The following is a 26838-nucleotide window of genomic DNA, read 5'->3' as shown; positions in this document are numbered from 1 at the left end:
GCCGACGGCAGCGAATGCGCCGCCAGCGAATAGCTGCGCCCGGTCGAGTCGATGAACACCGCGTACTGGTTCGAGCGCCCACCAGCGGCGGCCTTGAAGCCGTCGCCAGCCTTGTAGGAAAGGCCGGTGGCGTCGATGTCGTGGCCCTTGGCGCAACGCGCCCAGCCCTTCTCGGAAATCACCACGGTGACCGGCTCGGAGGGCAACAGCTCGTTTTCCGCCAGCGCCCGGGCCTCGGCCCGCGCGACGATCGGCGAACGGCGGTCGTCGCCGTAGGTTTCGGCGTCGTCCAGCAGTTCCTTGCGCACCAGCTTCTTCAGCTTGGCTTCGCTGCCCAGCAGCGCCAGCAACTTTTCGCGCTCCTTGGCCAGCTCGTCCTGTTCGCCGCGGATCTTCATTTCCTCCAGTCGCGCCAACTGGCGCAGGCGAGTATCGAGGATATAGTCGGCCTGCAGCTCGGAGAGTTCGAAGCGCGCCATCAGCACCGGCTTGGGCTGGTCCTCGGTGCGGATGATGTGAATCACCTCGTCGAGGTTGAGGAAGGCCACCAGCAAGCCCTCCAGCAGGTGCAGGCGCTTCTCGACCTTGTCCAGGCGGAACTGCAGGCGGCGGCGCACGGTGCCGATGCGGTAGGTCAGCCATTCGCCGAGCAGCACCCGCAGATTCTTCACCTGCGGCCGGCCATCGAGGCCGATGACGTTGGTGTTGACCCGGTAGCTGGATTCCAGCTCGGTGGTGGCGAACAGGTGCTGCATCAGCGCCTCCACGTCGACCCGATTGGAACGCGGAATGATGACGATGCGGCAGGGATTCTCGTGATCGGACTCGTCGCGCAGGTCGGCCACCATCGGCAGCTTCTTGGCCTGCATCTGCCCGGCGATCTGCTCGAGGACCTTCGACCCGGACACCTGGTGCGGCAGCGCGGTGACCACGATGTCGCCGTCCTCGACCCGGTACACGGCACGCATGCGCACCGAGCCGCGGCCGGTCTCGTAGATCTTCAGCAGGTCCGCCCGCGGTGTGATGATTTCCGCCTCGGTGGGGAAATCCGGTCCCTGCACATGCTCGCAGAGCTGCTCGACGGTGGCGCCGGGCTCGTCCAGCAGGCGCACGCAGGCAGCGGCCACTTCGCGCAGGTTGTGCGGCGGCACGTCGGTGGCCATGCCCACGGCGATGCCGGTGGTGCCGTTGAGCAGCAGGTTGGGCAGGCGCGCCGGCAGGGTCGCCGGCTCGTCGAGGGTGCCGTCGAAGTTCGGGACCCAGTCCACCGTGCCCTGGCCGAGTTCGGAGAGCAGCACCTCGGAATAGCGCGACAGCCGCGCCTCGGTGTAGCGCATCGCGGCGAAGGACTTCGGATCGTCCGGCGCCCCCCAGTTGCCCTGTCCGTCGACCAGCGTGTAGCGGTAGCTGAACGGCTGCGCCATCAGCACCATGGCCTCGTAGCAGGCGCTGTCGCCGTGGGGGTGGAACTTGCCGAGCACGTCGCCGACGGTGCGTGCGGATTTCTTGTGCTTGGCATCGGCATTCAAGCCGAGTTCGCTCATGGCGTAGACGATCCGCCGCTGCACGGGCTTGAGGCCGTCGCCGATATGCGGCAGCGCGCGGTCCATGATCACGTACATGGAATAATTGAGGTAGGCCTGTTCGGTGAAATCGGCGAGGGAGCGCCGCTCCACGCCGTCCAGGCTCAGGTCGAGGGATTCGCTCATGGTCGATCCGTTACATGCTGGCGCAGCACCAGGGTGCCGGCGCGCTGGGTGAATTCAAGTTGTTTCAGGGCGCTCATGCCGAGCAGCACCTGTTCGCCGCGAAAGCCCGGCGCGACGAGGGCGCGCACGTCGCGCAGCTGGATGTCGCCGATGTCGAGGCTGGCCAGCACGGTACGGTAGCCAGTGGTCTGGCCGTTGGCGGTGTGCAGCATCACCGCGGCGCCACGCTCCAGGCGCAAGCGCTCGGCCAGCTCGGCGGGCACTGCCACGTCGGTGGCACCGGTATCGAGCAGGAAGGTGACCGGCTCGCCGTTGATCCGCCCGCTGGCGACGAAATGCCCCTGGGCGTTGCCGGCCAGTTGCACTTCGATCTGCTCGCCCTGCACGCGCGAGGCCGGCTCTCGATTCGGGTTCAGGCGCCCCTCTTCCCACTCGGCGAAGAAGCGCGTGGCCAGGAACAGGCCGGCCCCCCAGGCCAGCACCAGCATCACGCGCCCGGCACGCCGGCCCGCCGTCTGGCTCACGGCTGGGCACTCCAGCCGCCCGCGGGCGCGGCAAAGCGCCAGACGACCGGACGCTTCTCGCCATCGCCGCGCGCCTTGCCATTGTTGTCGACGCCGATCCAGGCGCCCTCGGCATCGATCCAGAGGGCTTCGACGTTGCCATAGGGCACCGAGTAGCGGCGCTCCTCGGTCAGCGCCTCGGCGGCGAACGACCAGCAGCGCTCGACCGCCCCGCTGGCAGGGCTGCGCCGGCAAATCCGGTAGGACGATGGCTCCAGGACGAACAGCTTGTTGCGAAAGAAGGTCAGCGCCGAGAAGCTGCGCGGCACGGGCGAATCGCCCAATGCCGGCGGCGGCAGCTCACGACCGCCTTCGGACATCAGCACGCAGCTACCAGCGCACTGCCAACTGCTCTGCTGACGATGCAGCACCAGCAGCCCGCGGCGCTCGCGCTCGGCGGCCAGCCACATGCGCTCGGCATTCGGATCGACGGCGATGCCTTCGAACAAGGCATTGAAATGCAACAACATGCCACTGGCGCGCGCCTGACGCACCAGTGAACCGGGCAACGCCAGCCATTGCGCGGTGCCTGCGGGGCTCACCCGCAGCACCGCGGCATGCGCCTCGCTGACCAGGTAGCGATTGCCCAGTTCATCGCAACTCAGCCCCTCGAAATCCATCTGCCCGCCGCGCACCTGGCCGCTGACCCAGGCGCGCATGCGCATGCCCCAGGGCAGCCCGCTGGCCGGCGGTGGCGGCAGCTCGAAGCGCTCCGCCTCGGCCCGCCAGGGCGTGGCGCCGGTATCCAGACGGAACAGCTGGTCGTCCTCACGATCGGAAACGGCCCACAGCGCATCGCCGCACCAGGCCAGGCCGGACAGATTGCCGCGGGCGATGCCTTCCACCGGATGCTCACTGACCAGTTTCAGCTCCACCGGCGCATCGCTGGCATACAACGGCGCCGCAGCGAGGCACAGCAGCGCAAGGGTCCGTTGCCATTTCGTTCGCGGCCGCGCCGGAGCCGGTTTTTGCGCGGGGCAAGGCATGAGGAGTGAAGTTTGGTCATTCCAAATGAACGACGAAAAACGCCGCACCGCGCGAAAACCGGCCCGGCCCGAAGGGTTGCGCGTCAAATGGCGCCATACGGCGTTGCGGGACTTGGCAAGGGAACCACCATTACCTGCGTCCCGCGCCTTGCCTGGCGCCATTTGACGCGGCAACGCGGCTCGCGACGAAACGGCAACGGACCCTAGCCAACGGCGGATCAAACCAGCACCTCGGCCAGGTTGCCCTTGGACTCGAGCCAGCTCTTGCGGTCACCGGCACGCTTCTTGGCCAGCAGCATGTCCATGATCTCGCGGGTGTTCTCGAAGTCGTCCAGGGTCAACTGCACCAGTCGGCGGGTGTTGGGGTCCATGGTGGTTTCGCGCAGCTGCGGCGGGTTCATCTCGCCGAGGCCCTTGAAGCGCGTCACCTGCGGCTTGCCGCGGCGCTTCTCGGCCACCAGGCGCTCGAGGATGCCGTCGCGCTCGGCTTCGTCGAGGGCGTAGAAGATGTCCTTGCCTAGGTCGATGCGATACAGCGGCGGCATGGCGACGTAGACGTGCCCGGCTTCCACCAGCGGGCGGAAGTGCTGGACGAACAATGCGCACAGCAGCGTGGCGATGTGCAGGCCGTCGGAATCGGCATCGGCGAGGATGCAGATCTTGCCGTAGCGCAACTGAGCGAGATCGGCAGCCCCCGGATCGACGCCAATGGCCACGGCGATATCGTGGACCTCCTGGCTGGCGAGCACCTCGCCGCCATCGACTTCCCAGGTATTCAGGATCTTCCCGCGCAGCGGCATGATCGCCTGGAACTCCTTGTCCCGCGCCTGCTTGGCCGAACCGCCGGCCGAGTCGCCCTCGACCAGGAACAGCTCGGCACGCATCGGGTCCTGCCCGGCGCAGTCGGCCAGCTTGCCCGGCAGCGCCGGGCCCTGGGTGATCTTCTTGCGCTCGACCTTCTTGCCCGCCTTGAGGCGGCGCCCGGCGTTGCTGATGGCCAGTTCGGCCAGCTGCAGACCCAGCTCGGGGTGGGCGTTGAGCCAGAGACTGAAGGCATCCTTGACCACACCGGAGACGAACGCGGCGGCCTCGCGCGAGGACAGCCGTTCCTTGGTCTGCCCGGAAAACTGCGGCTCCTGCAGCTTCATCGAGAGGACGAAGGCGATGCGCTCCCAGATATCCTCCGGCGCCAGCTTCACGCCGCGCGGCAGCAGGCTGCGGAATTCGCAGAACTCGCGCATGGCATCCAGCAGGCCCTGGCGCAGGCCGTTGACGTGGGTGCCGCCCTGGGCGGTGGGAATCAGGTTGACGTAGCTTTCCTGGACGCTGTCGCCACCCTCGGGCAGCCACAGCAGCGCCCAGTCCACCGCCTCGGTGTTGCCGGCCAGGGCACCGACGAAGGGCTCGTCGGGCAGGCGGACGAACTCGCTGACCGAGTCGACCAGGTAGGAACGCAGGCCGTCCTCGTAATGCCATTCGATCTTCTCGCCAGTGCTCTTGTCCTCGAAGCCGACGTTCAGCCCCGGGCACAGCACCGCCTTGGCCTTGAGCACGTGCTTGAGACGGCTGATGGAGAACTTCGGTGAATCGAAGTACTTCGGATCGGCCCAGAACTGCACGCTGGTGCCGGTGTTGCGCTTGCCCACGCTGCCGACGATTTCCAGCTCGCTGGCCTTGAAACCATCGGCGAAGCTCATGCGGTATTCATTGCCATCGCGCTTGACGGTCACCACCACCCGCGTCGACAGCGCATTGACCACCGAGATACCGACCCCATGCAGACCGCCGGAGAACTGGTAGTTCTTGTTGGAGAACTTGCCGCCGGCGTGCAGCTTGGTGAGGATCAGCTCGACCCCCGGCACGCCCTCTTCCGGGTGGATGTCCACCGGCATGCCGCGGCCGTCGTCGATCACTTCCAGCGAATTGTCCTGATGCAGGATCACCTGGACCGAGCGGGCATGACCGGCAAGGGCTTCGTCGACGCTGTTGTCGATGACTTCCTGGGCCAGGTGGTTGGGCCGCGTGGTGTCGGTGTACATGCCCGGGCGCTTGCGCACCGGATCGAGGCCAGAGAGGACCTCGATGGCTTCTGCGGTATACGACATCTGTCTGGCACTGTCCTTATGTTCTGAACAATCGGCCCATGCGGACCGCGAAAAAATCAGCGCGCCGGCCAGGGATGGCACCTGCCGACCGAAACCTCCGGGCTGCGAGCGTCTGCGTCACGCGGCAGTGGGCAGCCGCTCGAGGCCGCCGCGCCCGCGGTCAGAGCCGCCCCAGCCACGCCTGAGGGTCGAAGCCGGCGAACGCCAGCAGCGCCGGCAAACGTTCGTCGAAGCCCTGGAAACCATGGTCGCCACCGGCCTGGATACGCAGCGCACAGCCGCGATAGAAGCGCTCCGCATCACGGTAGTCGAGCGTCTCGTCGCCGGTCTGCAGCCACACCTGGTAGCGTTCGGCATCCTGCGGCGGTGCGGTTTCCAGCTCGGCCAGCGCCGCCACGTGGTCCTCGGTGAGCGCCCAGACTTCGCCACTGTAGAGATTGGTCTGTGGCCCGAGGTAACCGTCGAAGCGACGGTGCGGCATCACCGCCGGATTGATCAGCAGGGCCTTCAGCCCATGACGCTCGGCAAGGTGCGTCGCATAGTAGCCGCCAAGCGAGCTGCCGACCAGCACGGGGCGCCCGAGCTCGGCGATGCACGCCTCGAGTTGCGCGATGGCTTGCCGGGGGTGGTGATGCAAGGCCGGAATCCGCAGGCGATCGGCCAGGCCGAGGCCTTCCAGCGCGACACTCAGCTGGCTGGCCTTCTGCGACAGCGGCGAGCTGTTGAGGCCATGGAGATAGAGAATCGAAGGCGGGCAACTGGACATGGATACAGTTCGATGGAAAAAGGGCAAGGCTACAAGGCAGCCGATATCTCCTGCAACCCGTGAAGCCCATGAGAAACAACGCTTTCACATTCGCAACCCTGCGCCGACTACCCCTGTAGGAGCAGGCCATGCCTGCGATCAGCCCCATGCACAAGCGTGGCGACCTTATCGCGGGCATGGCCCGCGCCTACAAGAAAGCCTCCAGCACAACCGTAGGAGCAGGCCATGCCTGCGAACAAAACCCAAGCACAGGCGTGGCTACCTTTCGCGGGCATGGCCCGCTCCTACAAGCCCCCCCTCCAGCACAACCGTAGGAGCAGGCCATGCCTGCGAACAAAACCCATGCACAGGCGTGGCTACCTTTCGCGGGCATTGACTCGGCGTCCCCGCCGCTCCTACAGCCAGATGGCATCCCACAGCGGGTAATCACCGACACGGGACACCAGCCCGGCGCGCAAGGGATTGGCCACGATATAACGGGCCAGCATCTGTACATCCTCGTCGCGACGAACCGCATGGTCGTGATAACCCGCCTGCCATAGGGCTCCGGTCGCTCCACGCGCGGAATTGACAAACCGCGCACTGCTCGACTTGAAATCGCGCACAACGTCGCCCAGCCCACCATGCTGCAGCACGATCAACCAGTGCAGATGGTCCGGCATGATGACCCATGCCAGCGAACTTAACGCATGACGGTCTTCGGCGGCACGCATCCCTTGGACTACCACTCGACCGAGCCGCCAGTCGGCAAACACCGGGCAGCGAGCCTCCGTGCAAAGAGTCAGCATGTACGTGCGCCCCTCTTCCGAATGGCGGCCGCGACGCAGATTGCGGCCCCGCGCAAGATGGTGCATTCCATTGCCCTCATCATCCCGTGTAGGAGCAGGCCATGCCTGCGAACAACCCATGCGCAAGCGTGGCTACCTTTCGCGGGCATGGCCCGCTCCTACAAGAAAGCCTCCAGCACAACCGTAGGAGCAGGCCATGCCTGCGAACAAAACCCAAGCACAGGCGTGGCCACCTTCCGCGGGCATGGCCCGCTCCCTACAAGCCCCCCTCCAGCGCATCCGTAGGAGCAGGCCATGCCTGCGAAACAGGCTAGCGGCCTCAATACCCCTTGACGCTGTAATCCACCTCAAAATCGATGCCGCTGACGCGCGATACCTCGGTCTCCAGCCGTCCATCGGCGTACAGGCGCAGCCAGCGGTAGCCCGGCGCCTGGCTATCGATCTGGAAAGCCTCGCTGCGCGGCGCGAACTGCACCCCGGTCGAGGGCGATGCCAGCAGGCGCACGCCGTTGCGCCACTGGTCGAATTCCTGATGGATATGCCCCCAGAGCAGGGCGCGGACATTGCAATGGCGATCCAGCACCTCGAACAGCGCTTCTGGGTTGCGCAGCCCGATGCTGTCCATCCAGCGGCTGCCGATGGAAACCGGATGATGGTGCAGACAGACCAGATGATGCCGATCGGGCGCCTCGCCCAGCGCATGCTCGAGCAATTCGAGCTGATCGTCGCGCAATATGCCGAATACCGAGCCGGCCACCAGCGTATCGAGCATGACCACCCGCCAGGCGCCGAGCTCCAGCACCGGCTCCATCAGCGAACTGCCGCGGGTCGCCTCGCGCATCGCGCAGAGCTCGTCGTGATTGCCGGGGCACCAGCGGGCCGGCGCCTCGATGCGCTCGGCCATGCGGCGAAAACGCTGATAGGACGCCACCGAGCCATCCTGCGACAGATCTCCGGTGGCGAGCACCAGATCGATGCGCGGCTGCTCGTCGATGGCCAGCTCGATCACCTGCCGCAGACTGTCGCAGGTATCCATGCCCAGCAACTTGCCGTCCGCCTCGGCGAACAGGTGGCTGTCGGTGAGCTGCACCAGCAATACCGAATCTTCAACAGCAGTCAGGGACGCACCAGGCAAGGCCCTTCTCCTTGAGAGCGAAATCGCAACGGAATTATGGTGGGAGCCAATCGGAAGGGTAAACCTTGGGATGTGGGTCTGGATCACAGAACCGCGCGACCACTCCCTGGGCAATGACGTCGGACGCACCTTCCTGGCGGCCCATGATCGGGATTATTGAATCAGACCACCGGCTCCAGCTCGTGCCCGCACGCCAGGCAATGCCCCAGCCATTCGCCGAGAAACAGATTGAGCTGATTCTTCTCGTCCGGCTGGTGCATCTGCGCGTTGGGATAGTGGTAGACCCCGCGGAAGCGTCGTGCATTCTCCGCGCGGACCACCTCGGCCATGCGCGCATCGTGATACACCCGCACCTCCATCTTCGGCACCGGCAGCCAGCTCAGGCAGTGTTCCTGACTGACCTGCAAGGTGGTGGTGTAGGGGCAGTTTTCCAGCACCTCGAGCACCAGCACGCCGAGCAGCAGGTCGCCCTGGCTGACGGCGATACGGCGCGTCTCGCATTGTTGGCGCATCTGCGGCAGCAGCCGCATCAGCCGCAGGTAATTGGCTTCGCAGGCCGCCTGCAATTCGAGCAGGTCGACCCGGTAACGCTCGCGCACCGTTCTCATGTCCACTCCCCCCGCACCCGCGCGCGATTCAAGGCCAGCCATTGCAGGGCGATGATGCTCGCAGCATTGTCGATACGCCCGTCATCCACGGCCTGCAGCGCCTCCGGCAGCGTCCAGACGTGCACGCGGATGTCCTCGCCCTCCTCGGCCAGGCCGAATACCCCGTCGACCCCCTCACTGTTGCAGCGGCCGACATACAGGTATACGCGCTCGTCGCTGCCCCCTGGAGAGGGGAAATACTGGCTGACCGGCCACAGCGCCCCCAACTCGAGCCCGGCCTCCTCGACCGCCTCGCGCCGCGCGACGTCCTCGGGCTGCTCGTCCTTGTCGATCAAGCCGGCGACCAGCTCGATCAGCCAGGGATTCTCAACCTTGCCCAGCGCACCGACGCGGAACTGTTCGATCAGCACCACCCGGTCGCGCTGCGGATCGTAGGGCAGTACGCAGACGGCGTCGTGGCGCACGAACAGCTCGCGGCTCAGCTCCGCCCCCATCAGTCCGCTGAACTGGCGATGCCGCAGATGCAGGCGTTCCAGCCGGTAGAAGCCGCTGAAGCATTGCTCTCGACGAAGGATCTCGACATCATCCGGGCCAGGCTTGAAGGTCTCGCTCATTGGGTACTACTCACCTATCGGTTGTTCCGCAGCCGGCCTCTCGAGGCAGCGTCGGACTGATACAGCCGTCACATCGCGAGCGGTCTCCGTGGTCATCGTAGCGCGGCGTTTCTTCCGGCGCAGCCTTTTGCAGACCACCGCGCACCGAGAAAACTCCGGCGGCCGCGTGTCGCGAACTTCACACCCCATCGGCAATCGAAAGCGCACCGTCATGTATGGACGAACCATGAACCCAGCCGCCTCCTTCTGCAAATTCTGCAAAGCCATCACCCTGACCGCCCTCGCCCTGCTGCTCGGCGCTTGCCAGCACCTTTCCCCCGCGCGCCCCGTCGAGGTCCGCCAGAACCTCACCGAGCAGCGCCCGGCCGGCTGCCACGAGGAAAGCTGCCCGCTGGTGAACATCGACACCCTGCAGTTCGCCGACGAGCCAGCGCTGAACCGCCTGATCGACGAGCGCCTGCGCCGCATGACCATCAATGCCCCGGACGATCAACTGCCCGAGTCGCTGCACAGCTACCAGATCGAGTTCCTGCGCAAGGCGGAACCGAACTGGAGCAGCTACCTGCAGGCCAAGCTGCGCGAACAGCATGGCGACATCCTGGTCGTCGAGCTGTCCAGCTACCTCTATACTGGCGGCGCCCATGGCATGCCGGGCCGGGGGTTCATCAACTACGACCGTGAACGGGCCCGCGAGCTGCGCCTGGAAGACGTCCTGATCCCGGGGCAGGAAGGCAACTTCTGGCGCGTCGCCCGCCAGGCCCACCAGCGCTGGCTGGCGGAGAACGGGCATGACCAGGATGCCGAGTTCACCGAGCTCTGGCCCTTCCAGCAGACCGCCCACGTCGCGCTGCTCGAGGACAGCGTACTGCTCAAGTACGACGTCTACAGCATCGCACCCTATTCCAGCGGCCATCCCGAGCTGAACCTCCCGCACGAGCAGCTCGAGGGCATCCTCCGGCCGGAGTTTCGCTAGCGCCTGCCGTCACATGCAGGGGCAGCCGCCTCCCCAACCGAAGCTGGCTGCTCGTCCCCCGCGGCATCGCCAGGCGATGCCGCGGCCTCGTTCAGACCGGATCCGGTGAAGATCTCCGAACCGGTAGTCGCGGGCAGGGTCAGGCAAAACCTCACTTCCCCTTCCTCGCCGCGACGTTCCAGCACGATATCACCAGCGTGCAAGCGGGCGATGCGCCTGACCAGATAGAGTCCCAGACCAGCACCGGGCCGCCGCTGCGCCTGACGCCCACGGTAATAGCGCTGGAACAGGCGCCGCGCCTCATCCTCGGGTATTTCCTCGGCCGGATTGGATACCCGCAGGCACAGGCCACCATCGGTCGTACCCTGCACCTGCAGACGGATCTGCAAACCCTCCGCACAGTGCTTGTCGGCATTGATCAGCAGATTACGCAAGGCGATGGAGAGCAGGCCGCGGTCACCATGGAATATCTCGGGCAGCTCGGCCAGTTCCACCTGCAGACGCTCCAGTGGCCAATCATCCAGCACCTCGGCGAGCCATTGCGCCACATTCATCGGCTCGCGCTGAAAGCTGCCCTGGCCGGTCTCCATACGATCCTGCGTCAGGTATTCGTCCACCAGGGCAAACAGGCGCGCCACGGCGGAGCGGATATTGCGGCAACGACGCAGAACCTTTTCCGGCGGTGCATCCAGGCTGCGCGCCATCTGCTGCGTCGTGGTATCGATGATCGCCAGCGGCGTACGGAACTCGTGGGAAACCATGGCGACGAACTCGCGCTGTTCCCCGCGGATGCGCTTCTCCAGCACCAGAGCCTCGCGCAACCCCCGTTCCAGGATTGCGCGCCGGGCTATTTCCTCGCGCAGGGCCGAGGTGCGCCGCACCACCTGCCGCTCCAGTCGGCTGCTGTAGGCCTTAGCGGCCTCGGTCAGCGCCTGTTGCGCACGCAGGCGCTCACGCCTGAGATTGCTGTGGTGCTGGCCGATGTACAACCCGAGCATCCCCATATGCACCAGCAAACTGGTACTGGCGGCATATTCTATCCAGAGCATCGCCGGCAGCACGCCCAGATTGCACAGGAAACTGACCAACACCCCGACGTAGAGCACGCCGAAGACGACCAGGAAGAGAAGTGCCGGGCGATGTCCGCGCCAGAGCAGCCAACAGGCCAGGCCGACGAGCAGCGGGATCAACAGAAGGATGGTCGGCTGCAGCAACAGCATGGCATAGCCATAGTGACCGCTCAGCAGGATCAACGTCGAGCAGGCGGCAACCAGCCAACAGAACGCGAGAAGCGACCGCATGAGTCGAGGATATATCTGCTGCAGGGCCAGCAGGCGACAGGCGAACATGGTGCCCACCGGCAGAATGAAGATCAGGCTCAGGCCCAGCAACGGATCACTCAAGCCCACCGGCAGGTGAAACCACTGCTGGGGCAAGCCCAGGCTCAGCGATTGCGCCAGCATGGCCAGGACCAGATAGCCGACATACCAGCCGTTATCCGGGAGACGGCTGATGAACCAACTGAATAGATGCACCAGCAGCATCAGCACATAGGTACCGAAGTACAGGCCTATGAGAAAAGCCTCGTTTTGCGTCTTTTCGAAGAAAGCCTGAGGCGACATGAGCGCAATACCGACGCTCACGGCATTCTTGCTGCGCAGGCTCAACAGGAATGCCTGCTCGACCTCGGCCTCGGGCAAGGGCAGTATCGGGCTGCGGTAATCCAGCGGCCACTGCGCGCGCGACAAGGTCTCACCGCTACGCAGCACTTCCTGCCAGAGCCCCCGACCGTCGGCGCGATACAGCCGCACATCGTCCAATAAAGCGTTGCTGAGATACAGCAGCCATGCTGTCTCCGGCGGCAGGTGGAAGCGTAGCCACGTGGTCTTGTCGGTGAAGCCGCCGCGCAGCCCATCGACAGGCAACGGCTGCCAATCCTCGGCCCTCGCGACCTGTTCGGGCAGCTCTCGGCGATCCGCCAGACGCCACTGCAAATCGCCATCGGCCGGCTGCCCGGTCACTGGCGGCGCAGCGGGAACCGCCGGCCCCGTGGGCGCCTCGGCGCAACCCAACCAGAAAACAGCGAACAATAATAATGCCAATGAGATCCTCATGGGCATTTATTATGGCATAGCGACATCACGGTATATTCGCCTGCTCAGAAACGCTCAGTTTGACCCGATGAACTTCAATTAACCTGCCTGGCCATGCTCGACATCATCCTGCTCGAAGACGAACCTGTACTGCGCGAAGAACTCACTGACTTCCTCGGCAATTGCGGCTACCCGGTGGAAAGCGTCGCCACGCTGGCAGAGTTCCGTTCCTGTTTCGACAGCACCCGGCACCGCATCGCCATCATCGACCTGGGCCTCCCCGACGGCGATGGCCTCGACCTGATCCGCGAACTGCGGGCCAATGAACAACCACCCGGCATCGTGGTGCTGAGCGCACGCAAAAGCACCCGCGACAAGGTTCTCGGCCTCGGTGACGGCGCCGATTATTATCTGGGTAAAGGCACTGACCTGGATGAACTGGCCGCCACACTGGCTGCCCTGAATCGTCGCCTGGAACCGTCATCAGCCACCAAACCCTGGGTATTGGAAACCGGACCGCGCCGCCTGCACCTGCCCGACGGCATCAGGATGCCGCTGTCGCAACAGGATTTCCTGGTACTCCATGCATTGATGTGCGAGAGCGGCGAACTGGTGAGCCGGCAGCGAATAGTCGCCGCCCTGGGCAAGGACTTCCTCAACTACGACCAGCGCTGCCTCGACACCCAGATGCGTCGCCTGCGGCGCAAGATCGCCGCTGCCGGAGGCCTGGAGCTCCCGGTGAAAACGGCCCGCAATGCCGGCTATCGCTTCTATGCCGAGGCCCGGGTTGTCGATTGATGACACAAACGGCGCACAGCGTGGCTTCCCCATGCAAGCCCGAGGCATCACCCTCAAAAAAATCCGACAGCAACACTCGGAAATAGCTCAGTTTTGCTCAGTTTAGGCCCGTCACCCTCGAATAATATTTTGATGTCAAAATGACATCACCTTCGCAGCGAAGCACGACGAGGGATCAAGGAATGAATCGAGCTTACCGCGCATGCATAACCGCTCTCACCGGCCCGTCGATGTCGGTTTTTATCCCCCAACTCCAACGCAAACACGGCGAGGGACCATGAATGCTGATAGTTCTGCCAAATCCAGTCACCTTTTTCTCAAGAGGCGCTCTCTGCTTGCGGGAGTAGCGCTTTTCGCTACATCGATCGCGCTGCTACTGAGTGGCGGCGATCATTCGCAGGCACAGGTTCAGGTACAGGCAGCACAGACAGATACACAAGCGGACAAAGCCCAGCTACGCCAGGAACAGCTTGCGGAGAAAATCGGCGAATACGATGCCCTCCTGTTGGACAAGCAGGACCTCGAAGAAGAATTGCGCATGGAAAAGAGCGCACTGAGCACGGCTGGTCTGCAGGCGGCGAATACCAAGAAGCTGATCCACATGGAAATCGAGGATTTCTTCAAGGAGGCCACCAACCGCGAACGCCTGAACGCCTTGTTCGAAGATTACAAACTCAGTGCCGAAAAGGCGAATGCCGCTGCTCTACGCGTCAACGCGCTCGAGCAGAAGCTGAGCGATCAGCATCTGAAGTTTTCCCAGGCGGCACGTGATGTCGAACGGCTGAAGGCGCAGCTGGCCTCCGCGGTTCGTGAGCAGAACAGCAAGAGGGTGCAGGAGATCGCACGCCACCTGGCCCAGACGATCGACTTCGGCGAGTCGATATCCTTTCGTTGCTCGACCAACAAGAGCCTGGCCGCTTGCCTGAGCGACTATCAATACGATGGACGTATGCCCCAGTGGGTGCGTGAGCGTTATCAGCATGTATTGGCCGAGCAATTACGCGATCAATTGAGCGAGATCCGGCTCAGCCCGAGTTGGTATTCATTCGACGTCAAGAGCGACTTTTCCGAGGCGAGCATGAGCCTGGACGGCACCATTACAGCCCAGGTGAATATCCAGTCGACCATTACCCCGAAGAAGATCATGGCCTGCGCCATGCTCGACGTGCCCGATGATCTCTGCGATATCCAGACGCATTCATTGATCGTGCGCAGCAACAGACTCGACGACCAGGTCATCATCAACGGGAAAAGCCATGGATCGACGCCGGTATCGCTGATGCTCGACAGTGGCACCTATGATGTCCAGGTCAGCTCGGGTGGAGCGACCCAGGCACGGACGCTCTCGCTGCAGGGCGATCGCGTGGTCAATTTCAGATTCTGAAACTGGCCGGCGGACATTGGTGGCCACTTGCGCGCAAGATCGTAGGCCTGGAAGGTCGCGAAGTGTTTTCCAGTCCTACGGCGAAGGGAAGAGTCGACTGGCGGGGCATAGCGCTCCCGCCCGGCTCATGGTTCCTGCGAATCGAGGTATGCATTGACGCTACGCCGATCTGCCTGGCCGATGGCCTTGTCGCTCCTGCTCAGCGCATGCGCCTCGCTCCCCTCTGCAGAGGATCGCCGGCAAACCGCCAGCCTGCTCGCGCAGCAACACGGCTGGTCCGCGCTGACGCTCCCGACCCGGCCCTTCAGCCTGAATGCCTTCTTGGCGCGAGCGCCCCGGCCTCAGGACCAGCTGTGGATCTATATCGAGGGCGACGGCCTGGCCTGGATGAGCGCGTCGCGGCCCTCCAGCGATCCTACGCCGGTGAATCCCGTCGCATTGCAACTGGCGCTGGCGCAGCCCGAGGGCAGCGCGGCCTACCTGGCCCGCCCCTGCCAGTATGACGAGGCGCCCCAAGCCACCTGCCTGACGCGTTACTGGACGACGGCCCGCTTCGCCGAGGATGTGATCGCCGCCAGCGATGCAGCAGTGGATGAACTCAAGGCCCGCCATGGCGCACGCGAGCTGACCCTGGTCGGCTATTCCGGCGGGGCGGCGGTGGCGGCACTGGTCGCGGCCCGTCGTCAGGACGTGGTGCGACTGGTCAGCGTCGCCGGCAATCTCGACCACCACGCCTGGACCACTCACCACCGAGTGACGCCCTTGCGCGACTCACTGGAGCCGGTCGCACAACTCCAGGCGCTGGCGCCCGTGGAGCAATGGCACCTGGCCGGGGAAAGGGATCGCGTAGTGCCGGTAGCGCTGATCGCCAACTTCGCCGCACGCCAGGTCGAGCCCGAGCGGGTGCATCTGCTGCGCCTGCCGGATCACGACCATGGCTGCTGCTGGGCCGAAGACTGGCCACGGCTCTGGCGCGAGATAGCCGGGCGCTGATATACCGGCGCCCGGCCTGAGAAGCGTCGCACGTTGGGCTTCGCGTTGCTCAACCCAACGGTTGCGGTAGTGCGATGGCGCATTGGGTTGAGGCACGTAGCGCGCTGAAGCCCAACGTACCTCCAACCACGGCGCCTCGTCACGTTGGGCTTCGCCGCACTCAACCTCGGCGACCCCACCCAACCTGCATCGAAGTACGCCCTTGGCTGGAGCCCATTCAGACCTGCCTGTAGATCACTGACCCCTCTTCCTTGAAACGCTCGGACTGCTCGGCGAAGCCGGCCTCGATGGCTTTCTGCTCGTCGGTCAGGCCGTTGCTGGCGGCGTAGTCGCGTACCTCCTGGGTGATCTTCATCGAGCAGAACTTCGGTCCGCACATGGAACAGAAGTGCGCCACCTTGGCCGAGTCCTTGGGCAGGGTCTCGTCGTGGAAGGCACGCGCGGTATCCGGGTCCAGGCCGAGGTTGAACTGGTCTTCCCAGCGGAACTCGAAACGCGCCTTGCTTAGTGCGTTGTCGCGGATCTGCGCGCCGGGATGACCCTTGGCGAGGTCGGCGGCGTGCGCGGCGATCTTGTAGGTGATGATGCCGGTCTTGACGTCGTCCTTGTTCGGCAGGCCCAGATGCTCCTTCGGGGTGACGTAGCAGAGCATGGCGCAACCGAACCAGCCGATCATGGCGGCGCCGATGCCGCTGGTGATGTGGTCGTAGCCCGGGGCGATGTCGGTGGTCAGCGGGCCGAGGGTGTAGAACGGCGCCTCGTCGCAGCATTCGAGCTGCTTGTCCATGTTCTCCTTGATCATCTGCATCGGCACGTGGCCGGGTCCTTCGATCATGGTCTGCACGTCGTGCTTCCAGGCGACCTTGGTCAGCTCGCCGAGGGTTTCCAGCTCGCCGAACTGCGCGGCGTCGTTGGCGTCGGCGATGGAGCCCGGGCGCAGGCCGTCACCCAGCGAGAAGGACACATCGTAGGCCTTCATGATTTCGCAGATTTCCTCGAAATGGGTATAGAGGAAATTCTCCTGGTGATGCGCCAGGCACCACTTGGCCATGATCGAGCCGCCGCGGCTGACGATGCCGGTCACGCGCTTGGCGGTCAGCGGCACGTAGCGCAAGAGCACGCCGGCGTGGATGGTGAAGTAGTCCACGCCCTGCTCGGCCTGTTCGATCAGGGTGTCGCGGAACAGCTCCCAGGTCAGGTCCTCGGCGATGCCATTGACCTTCTCCAGCGCCTGGTAGATCGGCACGGTACCGATCGGCACCGGGCTGTTGCGGATGATCCATTCGCGGGTCTCGTGGATATGCTTGCCCGTCGAGAGATCCATGACGGTATCGGACCCCCAGCGGATGCCCCAGGTCAGCTTGGCCACTTCTTCTTCGATGGAAGAACCGAGGGCGCTGTTGCCGATATTGCCGTTGATCTTCACCAGGAAATTGCGGCCGATGATCATCGGCTCCAGCTCGGTGTGGTTGATGTTGGCGGGGATGATGGCGCGGCCGCGGGCGACTTCCTCACGGACGAACTCGGGGGTGATCTCCTTGGGGATCGAGGCGCCGAAGCTGTGGCCGGCATGCTGCTCCTTGAGCAGCCCGGCTTCACGGGCTTCGGCCAGCTTCATGTTCTCGCGGATGGCGACGTATTCCATCTCGGGCGTGATGATGCCCTTCTTCGCATAGTGCATCTGGCTGACGTTCATGCCGGCCTTGGCCCGGCGCGGGTTGCGCACGTGGGCGAAGCGCATGGCGGTCAACTCGGCGTCGTTCAGCCGGCGCTGGCCGAATTCGGAAGTCAGCCCCGGCAGCTTCTCGGTATCGCCGCGATCCTCGATCCAGGCGCTGCGCACATCGGCCAGGCCCTTGCGCACGTCGATGGTGACGTTCGGGTCGGTATAGGGCCCGGAGGTGTCGTAAACGGTGACCGGTGCATTGATCTCGCCACCGAAATCGGTTGGGGTCACGTCCAGGCTGATCTCGCGCATCGGCACGCGGATGTCCGGGCGCGAGCCCTGCACGTATACCTTCTGCGAACGCGGGAAGGGCTGGATGGACTGCTGGTCGACCTGGGCGGATTCGCTGAGGTTCTTCGATTGTTGTTCGGCACGCATCGGCTGACTCCTGGGGTAGGTGTCGGAGCGAACCTGAAAAACACGGCGGGCGAAGGCGCGACGGGGCACTGGAGAGTGCTGAGAACGCTCGCCGAAAGAGGGCTGGCGAGTACATCTTGTTCCCTACGCAGGCCTTAACCTGATCAGGTTCAACGGGATCCGGAACTTTCCGATCTCAGCCTTCGCTTCAAGGCACCCCGACAAGAACGTCGATGAGTCTAATCAAGAGCTGCGGGGAATGCCATGGCGGCGGCACAAGTAGTCGACCGCCCGGTCATTTCCGCTGCCCGATGGCGGACGCGCCGAGGCCCCTCCGCCGCCGCATACGCCCGCCTTGACCCCCCGTCACGCGCCGCTTAGCCTTGCCCATCAGCTCAACTCAGGATGGACCCCATAATGCTGCGCAGACTCCCCCTGGTTCTCGCCGTGGCCGCCATCTCCACCGAAGCGGCCTGGGCGGACAATACCGTCCCGCTCGCCAGCAAGACCGACCTGGTCAGCGTCTATCAGGAAGCCGTCAGCAACAACGCCGACCTGGCCGCGGCCCGCGCGCAATTTCGTGCCCGCCAGGAAGTCGTACCCCAGGCCCGCGCCGGATTGCTGCCCAACCTCAGCGCCGGCGCCGAACTGAGCGATAGCGAGACGGACGTCGATACCAGCATGGGCTCGACCTCGCTGTCGCGCAGCGGCACCGCCTACCAGGCCACCCTCAGCCAGCCGATCTTCCGCGCCGACCGCTGGTTCCAGCTCAAGGCCGCCGAAGCCGTTGGCGAGCAGGCCGCGCTGGAATATTCGATCGCCGAGCAGGACCTGATCCTGCAAAGCGCCCAGGCCTACTTCGCGGTGCTGCGCGCGCAGGACAACCTGGCTGCGGTGAAGGCCGAAGAAGCCGCGTTCAAGCGTCAGCTGGACCAGGCCAACGAACGCTTCGAAGTCGGCCTGTCCGATCGCACCGACGTGCTCGAAGCCCAGGCCGGCTTCGATACCGCACGCGCCAACCGCTCCATCGCCCAGCGCCAGGTAGATGACGCCTTCCAGGCGCTGTTCACCCTGACCAACCGTGAATACATCGCCCTGGAAGGCATCCGCCACACCCTGCCGGTACTGGCGCCGACGCCGAACGATGCCAAGGCCTGGGTCGATACCGCCACGCAGCAGAACCTCAACCTGCTGGCGGTGAATCATGCGGTGACCGCGGCCGAGCAGACCCTGCGCCAGCGCCGTGCCGGCCATGCGCCGACCCTCGATGCAGTGGCGTCCTACCGCAAGGGTGACAACGATTCCCTGGGCTTCACCAATAGCGACGTCACCGGACTGCCTCCGGGGGTTGTGCCACGCTACACCGGCGACGTCGAACAGCGCAGCATCGGCCTGCAGTTGAACATCCCGCTCTACAGTGGCGGCCTGACCACATCCCAGAGCCGCGAGGCCTATCACCAGCTCAGCCAGAGCGAACAGCAACGCGAAAGCCTGCGCCGGCAGGTGGTCGAGGCCACCCGCAATCTGCATCGGGCGGTGAATACCGATATCGAGCAGGTACAGGCCCGCCGGCAGTCGATCATTTCCAACCAGAGCGCCCTGGAAGCCACCGAGATCGGCTACCAAGTGGGTACCCGCAACATCGTCGACGTGCTCGACACCCAGCGCCGCCTGTACGCGGCCGTGCGCGACTATAACGACGCAAGATACGACTACATCCTCGACAACCTGCGTCTCAAGCAGGCAGCCGGCACCCTCAATCCGGGCGACCTGCAGGAGCTGGCCGCCTACCTGAAACCCGACTACGACCCGGACACCGACTTCCTGCCGCCGGACCTGCCGCAGACTATCGGCCAGCCGGTGCGAGTGGATTATTGAGGTGGGGCTTGTTGTGTTTCGCTTGAACCGTGACTTGGTGGGCTGAAGCCCACCCTACAGTTCGTCGCCGCCAAGCGAAATGAAGTACCACAGTGCCGGGCTGCGAAGTTGAACTCAACGCGATCCCTTCAGCGCGGCCAGACCGTAGGGTGGGCTTCAGCCCACCAGCCGTCTTATCGAGCACCTCGCAGCTCAGGCACCAGATCGGCCCACTGCCCCAAGCAGGTGCCCCAACCCCGCCAACAGGCGCTCCAGCGCGCCCTGATTGGCCTTGAGCACCCCCAGCCCGGCGTCACGCATCCTCTGTGCCGCAGCCGGATCGCGCCAGAGTTCACCAACCCCCTGCGCCAGCTGGTCGGCATCCTGCACTTCGCGCAGAGCGCCGGCGCCGCGCAACTGAGCGGATATCTCGAGAAAGTTGAACAGATGCGGACCGCTGAGCACCGGCTTGCCCAGCGCTGCGGGTTCCAGCAGGTTATGCCCGCCATTGGGCACCAGGCTGCCGCCGACGAAGGCGATATCCGCCAGGGCATAGAGAAACAGCAGCTCGCCCATGGTGTCGCCGACCAGCACTTGGGTTCCGGCGTCGACCGCTTCGTCCGTGGAACGCCGAAGCGTGGCGAATCCCGCCTTGCGGCATAGCTCGACCACCGAGCCGAAGCGCTCCGGATGCCGCGGCACCAGGATCAATAACGCCTGCGGGTGCTGCGCCAGCAACTGCCGGTGCGCGTCCAGGATGATCTCGTCCTCGCCGGCATGGGTGCTGGCGGCGATCCACAGCGGCCGCGCCTGGGCACCCCACTGCGTGCGCAACGCGGTCGCCCGCGCCAGCAGGGCCGGATCGATGCTCAGGTCGAACTTGATCGAGCCGGTTACCTCGACGCTTTCGCGGCGCGCACCCAGTCGGCGAAAGCGCTCGGCCTCGGCCGCGGTCTGCACCGCGATCAGGCTCAGCTCGGCCAGCATCGGCGCGGTCAGCCGGGCGAAGCGCGCATAGCCACGGGCCGAGCGCTCGGACAGCCGCGCATTGGCCAGCACCACCGGAATGCCGCGGCGTGCGCATTGATGGATATGGTTGGGCCAGAGTTCGGTCTCCATCACCACCGCCAGCTTCGGCCGGATGCGATCGAGAAAGCGCGCCGCAGCCCATGGCAGGTCATAGGGCAGGTAGCAGTGCTGCACCCTGTCGCCGAACAGCGCCTGGATCCGCTCGGAACCGGTCGGCGTCATGCAGGTGACGGTGATCGGCAACCCCGGGTGGCGCGCCATCAGCTCGCGGATCATCGGCGCCGCGGCGATGCTCTCGCCCACCGATACCGCATGCACCCAGATACCGCCCGGCCGAAGGGGTGGCAACCCGACAGCAAAGCGCTCGCCGATGCGCCGCGCGTAGGCCGGCGCCCGCCAGGCGCGCCAGAGCAGACGCAGGAAGACCAGGGGCAGGCCGAGATGGAACAGCAAGGTATAGAGGGTGCGATTCATGGTGGCGGAGTTTACTCGAAAGCCGGGGCTGGAGGCTGGAGGCTGGAGGCTGGAGGCTGGAGGCTGGAGGCTGGAGCGAGCGTAGGGTGGATGTCGCTTTCTACATCCACCGTGCCCCCGCTCGTCGGGTCGGTAAAGCCTGACCCGACCTACAACAGGTGACTGGAAGCGAATCGTAGGGCGGACGGAACCCGCCGACGTGCGGGATGCGAGCTTCGTTCGGCGGGTTGCAACCCGCCCTACAAGCTTGCCGCCGCTCCATCCGGTTTATACTGCCGCCCCATATTTACGGCTTTACAGGCGAACCCTCCATGCCCGAATCTCTCAGCACCGACGTCCTGATCGTTGGCGGCGGTGTCGCCGGCCTCTGGCTCAATGCGCGCCTGCGCCGGCAGGGCTTTGCCACCCTGCTGGTGGACAAGGGCGCACTGGGCGGTGGGCAGAGCGTGAAGTCCCAGGGCATCATCCACGGTGGCACCAAGTATGCGCTGAGCGGCGCCCTGACCGGCGCCTCCGAGGCCATCGCCGACATGCCGCGGCGCTGGCGCGAGGCACTCGAAGGCAAGGGCGAACTGGATCTCAGCGGCGTGCGGCTGCTTTCCGATGCGCACTACCTGTGGTCGCCAGGCACCCTGGCCGGCAACCTCACCAGTTTCTTCGCCAGCAAGGCCGTGCGTTCGCGGGTCGGCCAGGTCAAGGGCGACGAACTGCCGCCGGCGCTGCAGCATCCCCGGTTCAAGGGCAAGGTCTACCGCCTCAGCGAACTGGTGCTGGACGTGCCGAGCCTGATCACCCGCCTGGCGGAGCTGGCCGGCGACAGCCTGCTGGCCGGCGAGCAGATCGAGCCGCTGCGCGAAGGCGATGAACTGGTCGGTCTGCGTGTCGATGGCCGGGACATCCGCGCGCAGCGCATCGTGCTCAGCGCCGGCGGCGGCAATGCCGAACTGCTCGCCGCGCTGGGCCTGCAACAGCCCGCCATGCAGCGTCGCCCGTTGCACATGGTGATGGTCAAGGCGCCGACGCTCAAACCCCTCTATGCCCATTGCCTGGGCGGCGGCAGCAAACCACGGGTCACCGTGACCAGCCATCCGGCGGCGGACAGTCAGTGGGTCTGGTACCTCGGCGGCGACCTCGCCGAAGCCGATGGCGTCGCGCGTGACGAGGCCAGCCAGATCGCCGCGGCGAAAAAGGAACTGGCCGAACTGGTGCCCTGGATCGACCTGTCCGCCGCGCACTGGGCCACGCTGCGTATCGATCGCGCCGAGCCGGCGCAATCCAGCCTGGCCCGCCCGGACAATGCCTTTCTTGCCGAGCAGGGCCGCCTGCTGGTCGGCTGGCCGACCAAGCTGGCGCTGTCACCGGACTTTTCCGACCGTGTCGAAGCCGCCCTCGCCCGCGACGGCATCCGCCCCGGCCAGCATCCCGCACTACCGGAGCTGCCGCACCCGCCGCTGACCGCCCCCTTCTGGGAGGGCCTGCTGCCATGAACACGACCCTGCATGGCCTGCATCGCCCGCTCGGCAGCACCGGCCTGACGATCTCGCCGCTGGGCCTCGGTACGGTCAAGCTGGGCCGCGACCAGGGCGTGAAATACCCCAATGGCTTCGCCATCCCCGACGACGCCCAGGCACGCCAACTGCTGGCGCTGGCCCGCGACTTGGGCATCAACCTGATCGACACCGCCCCCGCCTATGGGGTCAGCGAGGAGCGCCTGGGGCCATTGCTGGCGGGCCAGCGCGACGACTGGGTGATCGTCAGCAAGGTGGGCGAGGAGTTCGAGAACGGCCAGTCGCGCTTCGACTTCTCCGCCGCGCACACGCGCTTCTCCGTCGAGCGCAGCCTGGAGCGCCTGCGCACCGACCGGATCGAACTGGTGCTGGTGCATTCGGACGGCAACGATCTCGACATCCTGCAGCACAGCGAGGTCTACCAGACCCTCGCCGAGCTCAAGCGTGAAGGCAAGATTCTCGCGTTCGGCCTCTCCGGCAAGACCGTCGAAGGCGGACTGTTGGCGCTGGAACAGGGCGATTGCGCCATGGTCACCTACAACCTCGCCGAACAGGCCGGGCGCCCGGTGATCGACTATGCGGCGGCCCATGGCAAGGGCATCCTGATCAAGAAAGCCCTGGCCAGCGGTCATGCCTGCCTGGAGACGGGCGAGGACCCGGTACGGCGCAGCTTCGAGCTGCTGTTCCGGCAGCCCGGCGTGAGCGGCGCCATCATCGGCACCATCAATCCGCGGCACCTCGCCGACAACGTGCGCGCCGCCGCCGCCGTTCTGACGGGCAACTGAGGGGCAATTGGGCTAGGCTTCCCATCCCGCCGCCGCGCAATGACGCCGGTGGCGCCGGTAGGCTGAAACCCATTCTATGGATGAATTTCTGGCTTGCGGTATCTCCGCAGGCACTGCAACCCCGACGCCGCTAGCGGCGATCCGACGCAAGGAGGAGCCGAATGCCGAGAGTTCTGGTGCGCAAGAGCCCCGCCGCGTTCAAGACCCTGCCACTGTACGTCGAAGCCAGCCCGGACAGCCTGAGCTACCAGAGCCTGGGCCGCCCCTTGAACTTCAGCGAAGTGATCGAGCGCCGCCGCCCGGTGAGCGTACCCACCCCGGGCCATTTCGCCATCGAGCTGGCCAACCTTGGCGTCTCGGTGCGCCTGACCCTCAGTTGGCAGGGCCGCGAATACTGGGTACTGGTCCGCCAGCAGCGCCTGGACCGGGGCGACGTGGTGCTCAAGCTGATTTCCGGCTACGTCCCCGCGCACGAACTGAACCTGCCGCTGCTCACCGCCATCCAGGAAATCGCCGAAGAGTGCCTGCTGGAAACCCCGGAAGGCTGGCTCGCCGGGCGCTTCGGCGACACCTGGCTGCCAACCCCCTACGACGGCGCCCTGCGTTACCGGGAAGCGGTGCACTTCAAGCTCGCCTCGCAGTCGGGCGCCACGCGTCCGGTGCACTGCGGCAACATGGTGCTGATGGAGCGCCCGCGCGCCTATGTACATTTGCCGACCGCCTCGCTGCAGCTGGTCTACGACATGCGCCTGGAACTGCCGAAGGAGGCCCGCCAACTGAGCCTGTTCCACGTCGACGAACGCCTCGAGGACGGCCATCTGTTGGCACGCCTGGATCGCAGCCGGCCGGACCTCTACCTGATCCCGCTGCACCAGGGGCAGCCACAGGATCAGCTACTGCAACTGCGCAACGGCCAGTTCAGCCCGGTGGGCACGCGGGGGCTGTGGCTATCGGAAAGCTTCGCCCGGCAGGACGGCTGGGTGGTACGCGACGAACGTGTTCGCTGGAAGGACTGGTGGGCCGCCAGACCGGTCGCCCTGGCGCGCTGAACAGGTTGTGTACCGATTCGCCTGCGAACATGCACCATTGTAGGAGCGAGCCATGCTCGCGATCCCGGCCCTGCAGCGCTATCGCGGGCATGGCCCGCTCCTACAGGGAGACTCTACACGCCGACAAATAGGCACTAAAATACCCATTTAATCACTCAGCAGCGCAAAAACAGGCACTTTAATTGCCTTTAGCAAGATGCAGGCTACGCGCCTTCCTCAACGACTCGCCAGATGGAGACTCACCTGAATGGATATCACGGAGCGCGACCGCATCCTGACGGAGACACGGACGCAACTGGCGTCCGGCGATATCACCATTGGACAAGCCGTCCGCAGGCTCCGCAAGGAAATCACCGGCCTGCAGCAGGCCAGGTTCGCCCAGATGTGCAAGCTGTCCCTGCGCGCGCTGCGTCAGTTGGAGCACGACGAAGCCAATCCGACCGTGCACACTCTGAACAGCGTATTCGGGCCCTTTGGCATGCAGGTCGGCATCGTGCCGAAACCGCAGCGCTGATACCTACATGCGAAGCATCAGGGCACACCTGAACCCGTGGGAGGCGCGCCCTCGCGGCGATTGCAGGCCGCAGGCCTGCCAGAAGCTTGAAGCTTGAAGCTTGAAGCTTGAAGCTTGAAGAGCATCGCCCCGACGTCGGGCATCCACAGGGACGTGGTGAATGCCGCAAGCCCGTCGGGAACGGGCGGCCTCCCACAAAAGCAGCGAGCACCACCGAACCCTATGGGAGGCGCGCCCTCGCGGCGATGCAATAGCCGTAGGGCGGGTGAAACCCGCCGTTATCGAGTTGGCATCCCGCTCGATCGGCGGGTTATAACCCGCCCTACGCCTTGCGGATCTTCTCGACGATGGCCGTGGTCGAGCTGTTCTCCACCAGCCCCAGCACCTTCACCACGCCGCCGTAGGCCTTGACCAGGTCGGCGCCGACCACCTGATCGACACCGTAGTCGCCGCCCTTGACCAGTACGTCGGGGCGAACCTGGGCCAGCAGGCTTTCCGGCGTGTCCTCGGCGAAGCACACCACCCAATCCACCGCCTCCAGGCCGGCCAGCACCGCCATGCGACGATCCACCGAATTGATCGGTCGGCCCGGCCCCTTGAGGCGGCTGACCGAGCCATCGTCATTTACTGCCACGACAAGGCGGTCGCCCTGCGCGCGAGCCTGCTCCAGATACGTCACGTGTCCGGCATGCAGGATGTCGAAGCAACCGTTGGTGAAGACGATCTTCTCGCCCTGTGCGCGAGCGTCCTCGACGACGGTCAGCAATTGCTCGACGGTCATCACGCCGCGTTCGGAGCCCTCCTCGCGCTGCACCGCACGGCGCAGTTCCGGCGCGCTGATGGCAGCGGTGCCGAGCTTGCCGACCACGATGCCGGCGGCCAGATTGGCCAGCGCCACCGCCTGCGGCAGCTCCTCGCCGGCAGCCAGGGAGGCGGCGAGCGTGGAAATCACCGTGTCGCCGGCACCGGTCACGTCGAAGACTTCGCGCGCGCGCGCCGGCAGGTGCAGCGGCGCATGCTCGGGCCGCAGCAGGGTCATGCCGTGCTCGCCACGGGTCACCAGCAAGGCGCCCAGTTCCAGCTGGCGCATCAGCTCGGCCCCCTTGGCCACCAGTTCGGCCTCGTCGGCGCAGTGGCCAACGATCGCCTCGAATTCGCCGAGATTCGGCGTGATCAGCGACGCGCCCCGATAGATCTCGAAATCCTTGCCCTTGGGATCGGCCAGCACGGGAATGCCATGGCGGCGGGCGGCCTGGATCAGCGCCTGGTGATTCTTCAGCGCACCCTTGCCATAGTCCGACAGCACCAGCACCTTGACCCCGGCCAGCAGGCTTTCCACGTCCGTTAGCAGCGCGGCCGGATCGGTATCGAACGGCTCCTCGAAATCCATGCGCAGCAACTGCTGATGACGGCTCATCACTCGCAGCTTGACGATGGTCGGCTGGTGTTCGAGGCACTGAAAATGCGCCCGTACACCCGCCGCGGCAAGACTATCGACCAGGCTCTGGCGCGCCTCGTCCTCGCCGGTCACCCCGACCAACGCAGCCGGAGCACCCAGCGCGGCGATATTCAGCGCCACGTTGGCCGCACCACCCGGACGATCCTCGATCTGCTCGACCTTGACCACCGGCACCGGCGCCTCCGGTGAAATCCGCGACGTACCGCCATGCCAGTAACGATCGAGCATGACATCGCCCACCACCAGAACGGGGGCTTGGTCGAAACGGGGCATGGACAGCTTCATGGGGGCTCCGGGGTGTTCGAAAAACGCTGCAAAGCATACCAGCATGGAGCCATCGAATTCTTCCGGTAACGCAATGCCTTGCCGCGAATACACCGTAGAACAGAGCGATTGTTGGCCCGTTGCATGCTGGATGCGCGCAGCACCGGGCTACTCCTGCTGGCAGGCCCGCATCGCAGCGTGGGCGCGCCTAGGGCGTCAACGGCAGTGGTATCGTACCGAGTAGCCGGTTTGATCTAGTGGCCTGTTTGGTTAGTTTGTTAACTCACTGAGCATTATGTTG

21 protein-coding genes, 1 pseudogene and 1 riboswitch are annotated in these 26838 nt (G+C 65.1%); of the genes and pseudogenes, 9 read left to right on the top strand and 13 right to left on the bottom strand.

Features of this window, described 5'->3' with window-relative positions:
* From parC to IN820_RS22275, 9 genes and pseudogenes are all read right to left on the bottom strand, one after another.
* Window positions 1-1676, bottom strand: a pseudogene (gene parC / locus IN820_RS22315) (DNA topoisomerase IV subunit A); the annotation flags it as partial.
* 29 nt (window positions 1677-1705) lie between these two features.
* Window positions 1706-2233 (bottom strand): retropepsin-like aspartic protease family protein, encoded by a 528-nt coding sequence (locus tag IN820_RS22310; RefSeq protein ID WP_193683067.1) that lies wholly within the window; start codon window positions 2231-2233, stop codon window positions 1706-1708.
* Window positions 2230-3258: an esterase-like activity of phytase family protein gene (locus IN820_RS22305; protein WP_193683066.1), complete on the bottom strand. Its 1029-nt coding sequence runs from the start codon at window positions 3256-3258 to the stop codon at window positions 2230-2232. The genes IN820_RS22310 and IN820_RS22305 overlap by 4 nt, the downstream gene beginning before the upstream one ends.
* A 218-nt stretch (window positions 3259-3476) precedes the next feature.
* Window positions 3477-5363: a DNA topoisomerase IV subunit B gene (parE, locus tag IN820_RS22300; RefSeq protein WP_193683065.1), complete on the bottom strand. Its 1887-nt coding sequence runs from the start codon at window positions 5361-5363 to the stop codon at window positions 3477-3479.
* Window positions 5364-5523: 160 nt separating this feature from the next.
* Window positions 5524-6129 (bottom strand): YqiA/YcfP family alpha/beta fold hydrolase, encoded by a 606-nt coding sequence (locus IN820_RS22295; protein ID WP_193683064.1) that lies wholly within the window; start codon window positions 6127-6129, stop codon window positions 5524-5526.
* 395 nt (window positions 6130-6524) lie between these two features.
* Entirely contained in the window at window positions 6525-6983 is a 459-nt protein-coding gene (locus IN820_RS22290) for an REP-associated tyrosine transposase (RefSeq protein WP_193683063.1), read from the bottom strand.
* Window positions 6984-7236: 253 nt separating this feature from the next.
* Window positions 7237-8052: a 3',5'-cyclic-AMP phosphodiesterase gene (cpdA, locus tag IN820_RS22285; RefSeq protein WP_193683062.1), complete on the bottom strand. Its 816-nt coding sequence runs from the start codon at window positions 8050-8052 to the stop codon at window positions 7237-7239.
* A 161-nt stretch (window positions 8053-8213) separates the two neighbouring features.
* Window positions 8214-8660 carry a DUF1249 domain-containing protein gene (locus IN820_RS22280; RefSeq protein WP_193683061.1) on the bottom strand — a complete coding sequence of 149 codons (447 nt, stop codon included), beginning with the start codon at window positions 8658-8660 and terminating at the stop codon, window positions 8214-8216.
* Window positions 8657-9274, bottom strand: coding sequence for an NUDIX domain-containing protein (locus IN820_RS22275; RefSeq protein WP_193683060.1), 618 nt, complete (start codon window positions 9272-9274; stop codon window positions 8657-8659). Before IN820_RS22275 ends, IN820_RS22280 begins: the two co-directional genes overlap by 4 nt.
* Before the next feature lie 226 nt (window positions 9275-9500).
* Here IN820_RS22275 and IN820_RS22270 point away from each other — a divergent pair, with 226 nt between their 5' ends.
* Window positions 9501-10247 (top strand): RsiV family protein, encoded by a 747-nt coding sequence (locus IN820_RS22270; RefSeq protein WP_193683059.1) that lies wholly within the window; start codon window positions 9501-9503, stop codon window positions 10245-10247.
* Here IN820_RS22270 and IN820_RS22265 read toward each other — a convergent pair.
* Complete coding sequence (locus IN820_RS22265) at window positions 10244-12241, bottom strand: sensor histidine kinase (RefSeq protein WP_193683058.1); 1998 nt, start codon at window positions 12239-12241, stop codon at window positions 10244-10246. The genes IN820_RS22270 and IN820_RS22265 overlap by 4 nt on opposite strands.
* 213 nt (window positions 12242-12454) lie before the next feature.
* Between IN820_RS22265 and IN820_RS22260 the strand changes: the two genes are divergently transcribed.
* The 3 genes from IN820_RS22260 (at window position 12455) to IN820_RS22250 (ending at window position 15515) form a co-directional block, all read left to right on the top strand.
* Window positions 12455-13138 (top strand): response regulator transcription factor, encoded by a 684-nt coding sequence (locus IN820_RS22260; protein WP_193683057.1) that lies wholly within the window; start codon window positions 12455-12457, stop codon window positions 13136-13138.
* Window positions 13139-13415: 277 nt separating this feature from the next.
* The gene (locus IN820_RS22255) at window positions 13416-14522 is read left to right on the top strand and encodes a PEGA domain-containing protein (RefSeq protein ID WP_193683056.1); all 1107 of its coding nucleotides are present in this window, start codon (window positions 13416-13418) and stop codon (window positions 14520-14522) included.
* 180 nt (window positions 14523-14702) lie between these two features.
* A complete protein-coding gene (locus IN820_RS22250) occupies window positions 14703-15515 on the top strand; it encodes an alpha/beta fold hydrolase (protein WP_193683055.1) in 813 nt (270 codons plus the stop codon).
* Between the two features lie 217 nt (window positions 15516-15732).
* On the opposite strand, the gene thiC is transcribed toward IN820_RS22250, so the two are convergent.
* The gene (thiC, locus tag IN820_RS22245) at window positions 15733-17619 is read right to left on the bottom strand and encodes a phosphomethylpyrimidine synthase ThiC (protein ID WP_193683054.1); all 1887 of its coding nucleotides are present in this window, start codon (window positions 17617-17619) and stop codon (window positions 15733-15735) included.
* 103 nt (window positions 17620-17722) lie between these two features.
* A riboswitch (TPP riboswitch) is annotated at window positions 17723-17829 on the bottom strand.
* Window positions 17830-18015: 186 nt separating this feature from the next.
* On the opposite strand from thiC, the gene IN820_RS22240 reads away from it, so the two are divergent.
* On the top strand, window positions 18016-19476 hold the full coding sequence (locus tag IN820_RS22240) for a TolC family outer membrane protein (RefSeq protein WP_193683053.1): 1461 nt from the start codon (window positions 18016-18018) through the stop codon (window positions 19474-19476).
* A gap of 192 nt (window positions 19477-19668) precedes the next feature.
* Here IN820_RS22240 and waaA read toward each other — a convergent pair whose 3' ends face one another.
* Complete coding sequence (gene waaA / locus IN820_RS22235; protein WP_193683052.1) at window positions 19669-20958, bottom strand: lipid IV(A) 3-deoxy-D-manno-octulosonic acid transferase; 1290 nt, start codon at window positions 20956-20958, stop codon at window positions 19669-19671.
* A gap of 311 nt (window positions 20959-21269) precedes the next feature.
* Between waaA and IN820_RS22230 the strand changes: the two genes are divergently transcribed.
* The 4 genes from IN820_RS22230 (at window position 21270) to IN820_RS22215 (ending at window position 24814) form a co-directional block, all read left to right on the top strand.
* Complete coding sequence (locus tag IN820_RS22230) at window positions 21270-22445, top strand: NAD(P)/FAD-dependent oxidoreductase (RefSeq protein WP_193683051.1); 1176 nt, start codon at window positions 21270-21272, stop codon at window positions 22443-22445.
* On the top strand, window positions 22442-23251 hold the full coding sequence (locus tag IN820_RS22225) for an aldo/keto reductase (protein WP_193683050.1): 810 nt from the start codon (window positions 22442-22444) through the stop codon (window positions 23249-23251). The genes IN820_RS22230 and IN820_RS22225 overlap by 4 nt, the downstream gene beginning before the upstream one ends.
* A 161-nt stretch (window positions 23252-23412) precedes the next feature.
* Window positions 23413-24300, top strand: a complete 888-nt coding sequence (locus IN820_RS22220) for a metal ABC transporter ATPase (protein ID WP_193683049.1) — start codon at window positions 23413-23415, stop codon at window positions 24298-24300.
* Window positions 24301-24547: 247 nt separating this feature from the next.
* Complete coding sequence (locus tag IN820_RS22215) at window positions 24548-24814, top strand: helix-turn-helix domain-containing protein (RefSeq protein WP_003293945.1); 267 nt, start codon at window positions 24548-24550, stop codon at window positions 24812-24814.
* A gap of 322 nt (window positions 24815-25136) precedes the next feature.
* Here the strand turns inward: IN820_RS22215 and hldE are convergent, their stop codons facing one another.
* A complete protein-coding gene (gene hldE, locus IN820_RS22210) occupies window positions 25137-26558 on the bottom strand; it encodes a bifunctional D-glycero-beta-D-manno-heptose-7-phosphate kinase/D-glycero-beta-D-manno-heptose 1-phosphate adenylyltransferase HldE (RefSeq protein WP_193683048.1) in 1422 nt (473 codons plus the stop codon).
* Window positions 26559-26838: the final 280 nt, after the last annotated feature.

It is taken from the genome of Pseudomonas lopnurensis (genome assembly GCF_015070855.1).
GTDB lineage: Bacteria > Pseudomonadota > Gammaproteobacteria > Pseudomonadales > Pseudomonadaceae > Stutzerimonas > Stutzerimonas lopnurensis.
Note: the sequence above shows the minus strand (reverse complement) of the source record. Positions and strands in the feature narration are given on the sequence as shown.